The sequence below is a fragment of the Sphingomonas trueperi genome (assembly GCF_040545965.1).
GTDB lineage: Bacteria > Pseudomonadota > Alphaproteobacteria > Sphingomonadales > Sphingomonadaceae > Sphingomonas > Sphingomonas trueperi_C.
In genome coordinates this window covers 782,984-794,672 of the sequence record NZ_JBEPMV010000001.1, presented here as the reverse complement: position 1 = coordinate 794,672, position 11,689 = coordinate 782,984, and the positions used below count along the sequence as shown (strand labels likewise).

General features: G+C 67.4%; 8 protein-coding genes. 7 read left to right on the top strand and 1 reads right to left on the bottom strand.

Annotated features, from left to right (window positions below; translation table 11 throughout):
- Nucleotides 1-190: 190 nt before the first annotated feature.
- The 7 genes from ABIC35_RS03715 to ABIC35_RS03685 all read left to right on the top strand — a co-directional run bounded on the left by ABIC35_RS03715 (nt 191) and on the right by ABIC35_RS03685 (nt 10,446).
- The gene (locus tag ABIC35_RS03715) at nt 191-1,438 is read left to right on the top strand and encodes a nitrate/nitrite transporter (RefSeq protein WP_121071778.1); all 1,248 of its coding nucleotides are present in this window, start codon (nt 191-193) and stop codon (nt 1,436-1,438) included.
- 57 nt (nt 1,439-1,495) lie between these two features.
- Complete coding sequence (locus ABIC35_RS03710; RefSeq protein ID WP_121071777.1) at nt 1,496-2,701, top strand: alginate export family protein; 1,206 nt, start codon at nt 1,496-1,498, stop codon at nt 2,699-2,701.
- 192 nt (nt 2,702-2,893) lie between these two features.
- Entirely contained in the window at nt 2,894-5,392 is a 2,499-nt protein-coding gene (gene nirB, locus ABIC35_RS03705; protein WP_354278302.1) for a nitrite reductase large subunit NirB, read from the top strand.
- 5 nt (nt 5,393-5,397) lie between these two features.
- On the top strand, nt 5,398-5,724 hold the full coding sequence (gene nirD / locus ABIC35_RS03700) for a nitrite reductase small subunit NirD (protein WP_121078875.1): 327 nt from the start codon (nt 5,398-5,400) through the stop codon (nt 5,722-5,724).
- Nucleotides 5,721-8,306: a molybdopterin-dependent oxidoreductase gene (locus tag ABIC35_RS03695; protein ID WP_121071776.1), complete on the top strand. Its 2,586-nt coding sequence runs from the start codon at nt 5,721-5,723 to the stop codon at nt 8,304-8,306. Before nirD ends, ABIC35_RS03695 begins: the two co-directional genes overlap by 4 nt.
- Entirely contained in the window at nt 8,299-9,108 is an 810-nt protein-coding gene (gene cobA / locus ABIC35_RS03690; RefSeq protein ID WP_121071775.1) for a uroporphyrinogen-III C-methyltransferase, read from the top strand. Before ABIC35_RS03695 ends, cobA begins: the two co-directional genes overlap by 8 nt.
- A gap of 396 nt (nt 9,109-9,504) precedes the next feature.
- Complete coding sequence (locus tag ABIC35_RS03685; RefSeq protein ID WP_354278312.1) at nt 9,505-10,446, top strand: fatty acid desaturase; 942 nt, start codon at nt 9,505-9,507, stop codon at nt 10,444-10,446.
- Here ABIC35_RS03685 and ABIC35_RS03680 read toward each other — a convergent pair.
- Nucleotides 10,418-11,644, bottom strand: coding sequence for a glycosyltransferase (locus ABIC35_RS03680; RefSeq protein WP_121071774.1), 1,227 nt, complete (start codon nt 11,642-11,644; stop codon nt 10,418-10,420). The genes ABIC35_RS03685 and ABIC35_RS03680 overlap by 29 nt on opposite strands.
- Nucleotides 11,645-11,689 lie beyond the last annotated feature (45 nt).

The following is an 11,689-nucleotide window of genomic DNA, read 5'->3' as shown; positions in this document are numbered from 1 at the left end:
AGCAAGCCGCAAACCGCGCGATGATCCCGGAGTCGCACAAGGAAGCGCGACCATCGGGAGGGCACCCCAACGCCGGGGCCTGCCTCCCCCTCTGAACGCAGCAAAGCCGCTGACCGGATTTCGCACCATGCGAACGTCCGGCGAGCGGCTTTTTTCTTGTCCTTTTCAGATCGGCATTGGGGAAGTCAGCATGGCAACGGCATTTCTGGATCGAAGTTTGGATACACGGGCTACCAAGGCGAGCGACGGCAGCTTCTGGCACAGCGGGCACTGGCCCACGCTGGTCGCCGCCTTCCTCTATTTCGACCTCGCCTTCATGGTGTGGGTGCTGCTCGGCCCCTTGGCGCCGGACATCGCCAGGACGCTGCACCTCACCGCCGCGCAAAAGGGGCTGATGGTGGCGACGCCGACGCTGGCGGGCGCTCTCCTTCGCGTCGTCAATGGCCTGCTGGTCGATCGTATCGGGCCCAAGCGCTCGGGCGCGATCAGCCAGATGATCGTGATCGGAGGACTGCTCTCCGCCTGGATGCTCGGCGTGAACAGCTTCGGCGGCACGCAGGCGCTGGGCGTGATCCTGGGCTTTGCCGGGGCAAGCTTCGCGATCGCGCTGCCGCTGGCCAGTCGCTGGTATCCGGCCGAGCATCAGGGCAAGGCGATGGGGCTGGCCGGCATGGGCAATTCGGGCACGGTGCTGGCGGCGTTGTTCGCGCCCGCGCTCGCCAAGCTGTTCGGCTGGAATGCGGTGCTGGGGCTCGCCTGCATTCCGCTGGGGATCGTCTTCCTGCTCTATCTGGCGCTGGCCAAGGATGCGCCGAACCCGCCCGCGCCCAAGACGCTGATCGAGTATCTCCACCCGCTGAAGTCGACAGATGCGTGGTGGCTGATGGGTTTCTATGCCGTCACCTTCGGCGGCTTTGTCGGACTCGCGGCCTCGCTGCCGATCTATTTCACCGATCAGTTCGGGCTGAGCACCGTGGTCGCGGGATATTGCACCGCGGGCTGCGTCTTTACGGGCTCGCTGGTGCGGCCGATGGGCGGCGCGCTGGCGGACCGGATCGGCGGGGTGAAGGCGCTGACGGGCGTGTTCCTGGTGGCCGCCGCCGCGCTGGCGGGGGTGAGCGTCGCCCCGACGCTGCCGGTGGCGCTCGGCTGCTTCGTCGTCGCGATGCTCGCGCTGGGCACCGGCAACGGATCGGTGTTCCAGCTGGTGCCGCAGCGCTTCCAGGCGGAGATCGGCGTGATGACCGGGCTGGTCGGCATGGCCGGCGGCATCGGCGGCTTCTACCTCGCGTCCTCGCTGGGCCTGGCCAAGCAGCTGGCGGGCAGCTTTGCGCCGGGCTTCCTGATTTTCGCCGGGCTGGCGCTGGTCGCGCTGCTGGGGCTGATGCTGGTCAAAGCCTCGTGGCGCGCCCGTTGGACGACCGGCGCGCGTATCTGAATCGGGAGGGGAGGGCGGCGCGGCACGACCCGCGCCGCCCTGCTTTGGGGGAATTCCATGCGAACCATCTTCTGCACGGCGGCCGCGCTGGCCGTCGCCGGGCCGGCTTGTGCCCAAGACATCGCGATGAAGCCGCTGATCGAGACGCGTACCCGCTACGAGCATGTCGATCAGGACGGATTGGCGCAGGCCGCCGACGCCTGGACGCTGCGCGTACGCGCCGGTGCCGAACTCAGCAGCGGCCCCTGGGCCGTGCTGGGCGAGGCGCAGGGCAATCTGGCGCTGGTCGGCAACTATGATGACGGTCTGCACGGTGCCGCGAACCGGCCGCTGGTCGCCGATCCGCAGGACGTCGCGATCTACCGCGCGCAGCTGCAATACCGCACCGCGCCGCTAACGGTGACCGCCGGCCGCCAGCGGATTGCGCTGGACGACGAGCGCTTCGTCGGCAATGTCGGCTTTCGCAACAATGCTCAGACCTTCGATGCGGTGCGCGCCGAGCTGGTGCCGCTGAAGGGCGTGAAGCTCGACGTCACGTATGCCTGGGACGTGCGGACGATCTGGGGCACCGACGGGCGTGGCGCGCGGCAGCGCGGGGTGGGCGGCGACAATGTGTTCGCCAATCTCGGCTTGGCGACACCGATCGGCACGCTGACCGGCTTCGCCTATCTGATCGACCAGGACGAGCCGGAAGTGCAGGGCTATCGGCTGGCCAGCCAGACCTATGGCGGGCGGCTGGCGGGCAGCCGCGGCTTGGCGCCGAAGGTGAAGCTCAGCTACCAGCTCAGCTGGGCGACCCAGTCGGACTATCACCGCAACCCCAATCGCTACACCGCCGAATACTGGCTGGCCGATGCCACGCTCGACCTGCGCGGCTGGAAGCTGAACACCGGCTATGAAGTGCTGGGCGCGGACAAGGGCGCGGCGCTGACCAGCTTCCAGATGCCGCTCGGCACCAACTTCAAGTTTCAGGGCTGGGCCGACAAGTTCCTGACCACGCCGGCCAACGGCGTCCGCGATCTCTATGCCGGCGGCGGCTATGGCTGGAAGAAGCTGGGCAAGGTGGACGCGCTGACGCTGCAGGCGACCTGGCATCGTTTTGAAAGCGATCGGCTCGACCAGCATTATGGCGACGAAATCGATCTGCTCGCCACGGTGAAGGTGAAGAAGACGCTGCTCTCGGCGCGCTATGCCCGGTACGAGGCCGACCGGCTGGCGACCGATACCAGCAAGTTCTGGCTGCAAATCGACTGGAGTTACTGAGCGGAATCGCTTGAGCGGTTCCACGAATCGCGTTATGTGCAATGCGAAGGACAAGGCTGTCCTTCCCCACATAGCCACGCCAGCCCGAAGATGGGCAAAACGTGGTCCTGTTGATGGCAAAGCCGCCATCCAGCGCTCGGTTCACCAGACCGGGCGCCGGATGGCGGCTTTTTTCGTTTTGGAGCGAAGCGGATGGAGTTTCTCGAAGCCACGGCAATCCTTGCCGATGAAAGCCCCGCCGAGGCGGCCCCGGCGGCCGAGACGCCCCAGCATCTGGTGGTGATCGGCAATGGCATGGCCGGGTGTCGCGCCGTGGAGGAGCTGCTGGCGCGCGACGGCACGCGCTTCCGCGTCACCATCTTCGGCGCCGAGCCGCATGTAAACTATAACCGGATCATGCTGTCGCCGGTGCTGGCCGGCGAGAAGACGTTCCAGGAGATCGTGATCAACGATTATGGCTGGTACGCCCAGCACGGCATCGAGCTGGTCGCCGGCGACCCGGTGGTGGCGATCGACCGCGTCGCGCGGACCGTCACCGCACGGTCGGGACGCATCACCGGCTATGACAAGCTGCTGATCGCCACCGGCTCGGACCCGTTCATCATCCCGGTGCCGGGGCACGATCTGCCCGGCGTGATCAGCTTCCGCGACATGGCCGATGTCGACGCGATGCTGGCGGCAGCGGGCGAGGGCGGCGATGCCGTGGTGATCGGCGGCGGGCTCCTTGGGCTGGAGGCGGCGCACGGCCTCACCCTGCGCGGCATGAAGGTCACCGTGCTCCACCTGATGCCGACCCTGATGGAACGCCAGCTCGACGAGGCGGCCGGCTGGCTGCTCAAGTCCGCGCTCGAGGCGCGCGGCCAGACCATCCTCACCGGCGCGGACACCGCCGCGATCCTCGGCGACGGCAGGGTCGAAGGCGTGCAGCTCAAGGACGGGCGCGTGATCCCCGCCAAGCTGGTAGTGATGGCGGTGGGCATCCGCCCCTCGGTGAAGCTTGCGCGCGAGGCCGGGCTGGCGGTGGGTCGCGGCATCCACGTCGACGATCATATGGTGACCAGCGATGCGAACGTGCTCGCGGTCGGCGAATGCGTCGAGCATGACGGGCAGTGCTACGGGCTGGTCGCGCCCTTGTGGGATATGTGTCGCAGCCTGGCGGACGGGCTGGTCGCGCGCGCCAATCCGTATCGCGGTTCGGTCACTTCGACCAAGCTCAAGGTGGCCGGGCTCGATGTGTTCTCGGCCGGCGACTTCTCCGGCGGCGAGGGGTGCGAGGATATCGTGCTACGCGATGCGGCGCGCGGCATTTACAAGCGCGTGGTGTTGAAGGACGACCGCGTAATCGGCGCGGTGCTGTTCGGGGACACGAGCGACGGCGGCTGGTATTTCGACCTGCTCAAGAAGGGCGAGGATGTCGGCCCCATTCGCGACGTGCTGATCTACGGCCAGGCCTTCGCCTCGGGAGGGGGGCAGCTGGACCCTAAGGCGGCCGTTGCGGCGCTCTCGGACGATGCCGAGATCTGCGGCTGCAACGGCGTGTCCAAGGGGCAAGTGGTCGCCACGATCAACGGCGGGGCGCGCAGCCTCGACGCGGTGCGGGCCGGCTGCAAGGCCTCGGCCAGTTGCGGGTCGTGCACCGGTATCGTCGAGAATTTGCTGGCGCTGACCTTGGGAGACCAAGTCCAGTCCGGCCCCAAGACAATGTGCAAGTGCACGACCTATGGCCATGACGAGGTACGCCGCGCGATCGTCGAGCAGAGGATGCGTGCCATCCCCGAGGTGATGCAGACGCTGCACTGGTCGACGCCCGATGGCTGTTCCTCGTGCCGCCCCGCGCTCAACTATTACCTGCTCTGCGCGCTGCCCGGCGACTATGTCGACGACCAGCAGAGCCGCTATGTCAACGAGCGGCTCCACGCCAACATCCAGAAGGACGGCACCTATTCGGTGGTGCCGCGCATGTGGGGCGGGGTGACCACCCCCACCGAGCTGCGCGCGATCGCCGATGTGGTGGAGAAGTACAACGCGCCGATGGTGAAGGTCACCGGCGGCCAGCGGCTCGACATCTTCGGCATCCGCAAGGAGGATCTGCCTGCCGTCTGGGCCGACCTCAACGCGGCGGGGATGGTCTCGGGTCATGCCTATGCCAAGGCGCTCCGCACGGTGAAGACCTGTGTCGGCTCCGAATGGTGCCGCTTCGGCACGCAGGATTCGACCGGGCTCGGCATCAAGCTGGAGCGGGGCTTCTGGGGCAGCTGGATGCCGCACAAGTTCAAGATGGCAGTCTCCGGCTGCCCGCGGAACTGCGCCGAGGCGACGATCAAGGACTTCGGCGTGGTGTGCGTGGACTCCGGCTACGAGCTCCATGTCGGCGGCAATGGCGGCATCCATGTCCGCGCGACCGACTTGCTGGTGAAGGTCGCGACCGAAGAGGAGGCGATGCACTACGCCGCCGCCTTCGTGCAGCTCTATCGCGAGGAAGCGCGCTATCTGGAGCGCACCGCACCGTGGATCGAGCGCGTGGGGCTAGCTTATGTGAAGGCCCGCGTCGTCGAGGACGAGGCCGGCCGCGACGCGCTGGCCGCGCGCTTCTGGCATTCGCAGTCCTTCAGCCAGGACGATCCCTGGGCCGAACGCGTCGCCGGTGCCGATGCCGGCCTCCACCAGCACCTTCTCGCCGCCGCGGAGTGATGCCCATGACCGACTGGATCGATATCGGCACCCTTGCCGACCTGCCGCTGCGGGGCAGCCGCACCCTGACTCTGGGTGGCGAGCCCATCGCGGTGTTCCGCACCCATAACGATAGCGTTTTCGCGTTGATCGACCGCTGCCCGCACAAGGGCGGGCCGCTGAGCGCGGGGATCGTGCATGGCCATGCGGTGGCGTGCCCGCTCCACAATATGCGCATTTCGCTCGCGACCGGGGCTGCCCTGGGAGAGGATGCCGGCTGCACGCCGGTGGTGCCGGTGCGAATGGAGGGCGAGCGCATCCTGCTCGCCATGCCGGTGCGGGCGGCGGCGTGAGCGACGCCGTCCGCACCACCTGCGCCTATTGCGGGGTCGGCTGCGGCATCCGCGCGACCGTCACCGGCGAGCGCGCCGTCCGCATCGAGGGCGATCCGGAGCATCCCGCCAATCACGGCCGGCTCTGCTCCAAGGGCACGCATCTCGGCGAGACGGTGGGGCTGGAGGGTCGGCTGCTCCATCCGATGATCGGCGACCGCCGTGCCAGCTGGGACAAGGCGCTCGATCTCGTCGCCCGGCGCTTTCGGGAGGCAATCGCCGAGCATGGGCCGGACAGCGTCGCCTTCTATGTCTCGGGCCAGCTGCTAACCGAGGATTATTACGTCGCTAACAAGCTGATGAAGGGTTTCATCGGATCGGCGAACATCGACACCAATTCGCGGCTGTGCATGTCGAGCGCGGTCGCCGGGCACATGCGCGCGTTCGGCGAGGACGTGGTGTCGGGCAGCTATGCTGATCTCGATGCTGCCGACCTGATCGTGCTGGTGGGGTCGAACACCGCTTGGTGCCATCCGGTCGTCTATCAGCGCATCATGGCAGCACGCGCCGAGCGCGGCACCAAGCTCGTCGTGATCGATCCGCGCCGCACCGAGACCGCAGAGGAGGCGGACCTGCATTTGGCCGTCCGCCCTGGCAACGACGTCGCGCTGTTCAACGGCCTGCTCGCGCATTGCCGGGCCGAGGGTCTTGCCGACGCCGCGAACCTCGACGTGCCCGAAGGCTTCTGGGACGCGCTGGGGCAGGGACACGACCTCTGGTCCACCGCCCAGACCTGCGACCTCGCCCCCGCCGACCTCCAGCGTTTCTACCAGTTGTTCGCCGCACATCCCCGTACGGTGACCTTGTTCAGCCAGGGTATCAACCAGTCGATCCGCGGCACCGATCAGGTCAACGCGATTCTCAACCTCCACCTCGCAACGGGCCGCATCGGCACGCCGGGTGCCGCGCCCTTCTCGATCACCGGCCAGCCCAATGCGATGGGCGGCCGCGAGGTGGGCGGGCTTGCCTCGACGCTGGCGGCGCATCGCGGCTTCGGTGCCGAAGACGTCGCCGAGGTCGGCCGCTTCTGGGCTGCCGAGCGGATGGCGACCAAGCCGGGCCTCAAGGCGGTCGATCTGTTCCGGGCGGTGGGCGAGGGGCGGATCAAGGCGCTGTGGATCATGGCGACCAACCCCGCCGTCTCGATGCCCGATGCCGGCCGGGTGCGCGAAGCGCTGGCCGCGTGCCCGTTCGTCGTCGTGTCCGATGTGGTTGCCGAGACCGACACCAGCGTGCATGCGCATGTCCGCCTGCCCGCCGCCGCCTGGGGCGAGAAGGATGGCACCGTCACCAATTCCGAGCGCGTGATCAGCCGCCAGCGCGCCTTCCTGCCGCTCCCCGGCGAGGCGAAGCCCGATTGGTGGATCGTCAGCCAGGTGGCACGGCGCATGGGGTTCCGCACCGCTTTTGCCTATGATCGTCCCGCCGACATCTGGCGCGAACATGCCCGCCTGACCGCCTATCGCAATCGAGGCGCGCGCCTGCTCGACCTCACGGCCAAGGCGGCGATCGGCAACCAGGACTATGCGGACATGGCGCCCTTCCAATGGGCCGTGGCGCCTTTCGCCGATGGCCGCTTTCCGACAGCGAGCGGCCGGGCGCAGCTGGTGCCGGTGGCACAGCGCCCGCTCGACGCGCCGCTGCGCGACTGGCCGATGACGCTCAACACCGGCCGGTACCGCGACCAGTGGCACACGATGACGCGCACCGGCCTCTCGCCCACGCTCGCCCGGCACCGTGAGGAGCCGCTGGTCGAGATCCACCCGGAGGATGCCGCCGCCCTCGGCATCGCCGATGGCGCGCTCGCGCGGGTGACGACGCCGCAGGGCGAAAGCCTGTTCCGCGCGACCCATAGCATCGGGCAGCGCAGGGGCGAGCTGTTCACGCCGATCCATTGGACGGACCAGCAATCCCGCGGTGGGCGCACGGGATTGCTCGCCCGCGATCTCGCCGATCCGCATTCGGGCCAGCCCGGCTTCAAGCTTGCGCCCGCGCGGGTGGCACCGGTGGTGGTCGACTGGCGCGGTTTCCTGATCGTGCATGGCGACGCGCCCGCCCCGGATTGCCTGTGGGCGACGCGGGTGGCGGTGCGGGGCGGCGTGCTCTACGAGCTGGCCGGGACGGGGGCGCCAACCGGGTTCGACCGGGCGCTGCCTCCCGGGGAGCGGATCGAGGCGAGCGATCCTGCGCGTGGCAGCCTGCGGGTGGGCGTGCTGCGCGACGGACGACTGGCGGCGGTGCTGTTCATCACGCGCCATGGGGAATTGCCGAGCCGCGACTGGCTGATCGGCCAGTTGCAGCAGCCGCAAGGCCTGCAGGTGCTCGCCGGCCGCGCGCCAGGCCGCAGGAGCGATCGCGGGCCCGTCGTCTGCGCCTGTTTCGACGTGGGCCTGCACAGCATCACCGCGGCGATCCGCGACCAGCACCTGCAGGACGTTGCCGCGATCGGGGCGGCACTGGGGGCGGGAACCAATTGTGGATCGTGCCGCCCGGCGCTTGCCCGCATTCTCAACGACATGCCAAAGGAGGCCGCGCATGGCTGACGAATTCCCCGCTGGCAGCGTCTGGCTGGTCGGTGCCGGCCCCGGCGATCCCGATCTGCTCACCCGCAAGGCCGAACGGCTGCTCCGCACCGCCTCGATCGTCTTCTACGATGCGCTGGTGGGCGAAGGCGTTCTGGCGCTGATCCCGGCATCGGCGCGGCAGGTACCGGTGGGCAAGCGTGCCGGGCGGCATTCCAAGGAACAGGGGGCGATCAACGACCTGCTCGTCGCCGCGGCGCTGGGTGGCGAGCGCGTGGTGCGGCTGAAGGGCGGAGATCCCTCGATCTTCGGCCGATCGATGGAGGAATGTTCGGCGCTCGTCCAGGCGGGAGTGCCGGTGCGGATCTGCCCAGGCATCACCGCCGCCAGCGCGGCCGCCGCTTCTGCCGGCGTGTCGCTCTCGCTGCGAGGGCTGGCGCGGCGAGTACAGTTCGCCACCGCGCACAAGCGAGGCGTCGCGCCGCTCGACCTGGACTGGGCAGCGCTGGCCGATCGGCACTGCACCACCGTCTTCTACATGGGGCGCAGCGCAGCGGCCGAGATCAGCCGCAACCTTCAGACGGCGGGGCTATCCGGCGCCACACCGGTGCTCATTGCCTGCGATGTCAGTCTGGGCAGCGAGCGGCTGCTCCATACGCGCCTTGACCTTCTGCACATCGCCGTATCCGGCTTTGCCAACGATCAACCAACCCTCATCCTCGTGGGAGAGGCAGTTGCGGTTGTGAACAGCACACAAGTGGATACCGCTGGATCAGGTATAACCGATGGTGGTGAGGACGCCCTCCAAGAGGTGGCTGCCTGACGGGCGTCCGCTTTCGGGCGAAATGGCCGTTTGATCCGACCCATTGGAATGGCAGGAAGTCCCAAACCCAGCCACTGCTTCTACGGAGTGACGGAAAACCTGCTTGTCGTAACGAATGTACTACAAACAGGTGATTTCGGACAGCCTCGTGTGAGGGAAGCTCCTCTGAGCGCACTGGTCGAGACGCTCTCGACTTCAGTCCGCACTTTGGTAGTACATCGAACGGCGGCTCTCAGTCGGTGGGCGAGGAAACTGGAAGATCTCGGGCCGGCAAGCGCGACTGATTGCCACCCGCCATATCAACTCGCGGCGGCGCGCCCCCGTCATCCGTCAAACGCGTCTGGTAAAGCAGATCGCTAGTTGCCGCATCAGACGGCCTCGTTCGATCATGTTGCAGTGCTGGTCGGAATAGGATGCGCTATATGGACCCGGTGCGGCTTCCTCGCGTTGAGCATAGATGTGTCGCCAATCAGATCACGGCAGTGGGCGGTGGCAACTGCCGGGCCGCCAGGGGATGCAGGGATACTTTCTCGTGTCACGTCCGAATCGTGCCAAGCCGCGGTGCGCTCGTATGACAAAGCGATTGGGCCGCACCCTGTGATTTTTGAGGCGCCTCGCGAACATGAGACCACGCAAAGCCTGTGGATAGCAGCAGCCATTTGCTCCGCTTGGCTCGGCATACACCTCGGGTGCATTTTCTTCTGGAGCTGGAGCGTCGCCGTCGCTCCCTTCGCTGTCCTTTTCATCTTGTTGCAGGCCTGGCTCAGCACGGGACTGTTCATAATCGCACATGATTGCATGCACGGCTCGCTCGCGCCGGGCCGGCCGGAGTGGAATGCCAGGGTGGGAACACTGTGCCTGGCACTCTATGCCGGGCTTTCCTATGCCGTGCTGCTGCCCAAGCACCACGCACACCATGCTTCGCCGGGCACTGTCGACGACCCGGATTTTCACGCCGACGCCCCGCGTCTCCTGTTGCCGTGGTTCGGTTCGTTCTTCCGGACGTACTACACCCATGCCCAGCTTGCCCGCATCACCGTGGTAGCCCTTGCCTATCTGCTGCTGGGCGCTTCGCTGCTCAACATCGTCATCTTCTGGGCGGTGCCGGCGCTTCTGGCATTGGGGCAGCTCTTCGTTTTCGGCACATATCTGCCGCACCGGCACGATGCCGAACCCTTTATCGATGCCCATCATGCGCGGAGCAACGCGCTGGGGCCGACGCTGTCGCTCATCACCTGTTTCAACTTCGGCGCCTATCACCATGAGCATCACCTCAGTCCCGGCACCCCGTGGTGGCGACTACCGGCCTTCAGGCGCCAGCGCCTAAAGCAGCGCTGATCGCTGTCGCTGCCTCGGCAGCACCTCCGCCGGCCTTGATCTCGGCGGCGATGCTATTTGCGGCATCCCGATAAGCCGGCTCAAGAACGACCTGTTGCAGTGCGCTCGCCAGTTCGGCGACCCCGAGTCGGCGCGGGGACAGCACGCGAGCTGCCCCGAGGCGGGCCAGTCGAGCCGCGGTAGCAGGCTGCTCGAAGCCGATCGGCAGCGCCACGATCGGCACGCTCGCGGCAAGCGCATCCAGGACCGTGTTGAATCCGCCGTGCAGCACCGCAGCAGCGCATTGCTGGAGGATCGCCGATTGTGGCCAGAAGGCACGCACGAGCGGATCTCCCGGCAGCGCGATTTCCTCCGCGCGCGAAAGTCCGCCGCCATGGCCGATTACGGCTCTTGCGCCGATCGCTGCGCACGCGATCGCCATCTTGGCAAAGAGCTGTCGACGGGCGCCCTGGAGCGTGCCGAGCGAGCAGAATATGAGGGGACGTCCGTCGCGCGGCAGGATCGGCGCGGCGCTTTCAGGAGCCCGCCAGGGAGAGCCGTACTGGAACTCCGGCGGCAAATGGCGGCGGGGGAAGTCCAGTCCGCTTGGGCACTGCGCCACCTGTACGCGCGGCGTCGTACGGGTGGGCGCGAGGTTCCATTCCCTACGGCGTGTATCGAGCACCTGCGCCACCGGCCGCATCAGCCATTTGGTGACGGCGTAGCCGGAGCGGTTCCGGAACCGACTCAGCGCATTCGGGCGGTAGCGCCAGCCGACGAAAGGCGGCGGCACATTGGCTTCCCCGAAAAGCGGCAAGCCCGTGACCGCGACAGCATGCGGAAGGCCGAGCCTGTCAGCGATAAGCGGGCCGGCAGGCTCCACTGCGTCCGCCAGAATAGCGGTGGCACCGATCCGTTCCAGCACCCCTGGCGCCTCCGCCAGCAGCCTGTCCGTCATCTCCGCCGTGGCATCGATCATGCGCCGGAGACCGGCGGGTCCATTCGGCTCCTTCAACGTCGCGAGATATGCGTCCAGCGCCGCCTCTGTTCCGCTCGGCAGCGGGTGGAAGTCGATGGCCGGTTCCGTGACGTACCGTCGCGTGGCGTCCAAATGCACGAGCGAGACCCGCCAACCGCGATCAATCAGCGCTCGGGCCAGTATCTGAACAGGGTTCAGATGCCCGGGCAAGGGTGCCGTGATGATGGCGAGATGTGTCATCGGCGACTGGTTGCATCCCGTGTGGCGAACATTTTATGACACGAG

Excerpts from the sequence above, each read along its gene's own strand:
- ABIC35_RS03715 (WP_121071778.1), top strand. The coding sequence starts at position 191 with ATGGCAACGGCATTTCTGGATCGAAGTTTGGATACACGGGCTACCAAG.
- ABIC35_RS03710 (WP_121071777.1), top strand. The coding sequence starts at position 1,496 with ATGCGAACCATCTTCTGCACGGCGGCCGCGCTGGCCGTCGCCGGGCCG.
- nirB (WP_354278302.1), top strand. The coding sequence starts at position 2,894 with ATGGAGTTTCTCGAAGCCACGGCAATCCTTGCCGATGAAAGCCCCGCC.
- nirD (WP_121078875.1), top strand. The coding sequence starts at position 5,398 with ATGACCGACTGGATCGATATCGGCACCCTTGCCGACCTGCCGCTGCGG.
- cobA (WP_121071775.1), top strand. The coding sequence starts at position 8,299 with ATGGCTGACGAATTCCCCGCTGGCAGCGTCTGGCTGGTCGGTGCCGGC.
- ABIC35_RS03680 (WP_121071774.1), bottom strand. The coding sequence starts at position 11,644 with ATGACACATCTCGCCATCATCACGGCACCCTTGCCCGGGCATCTGAAC.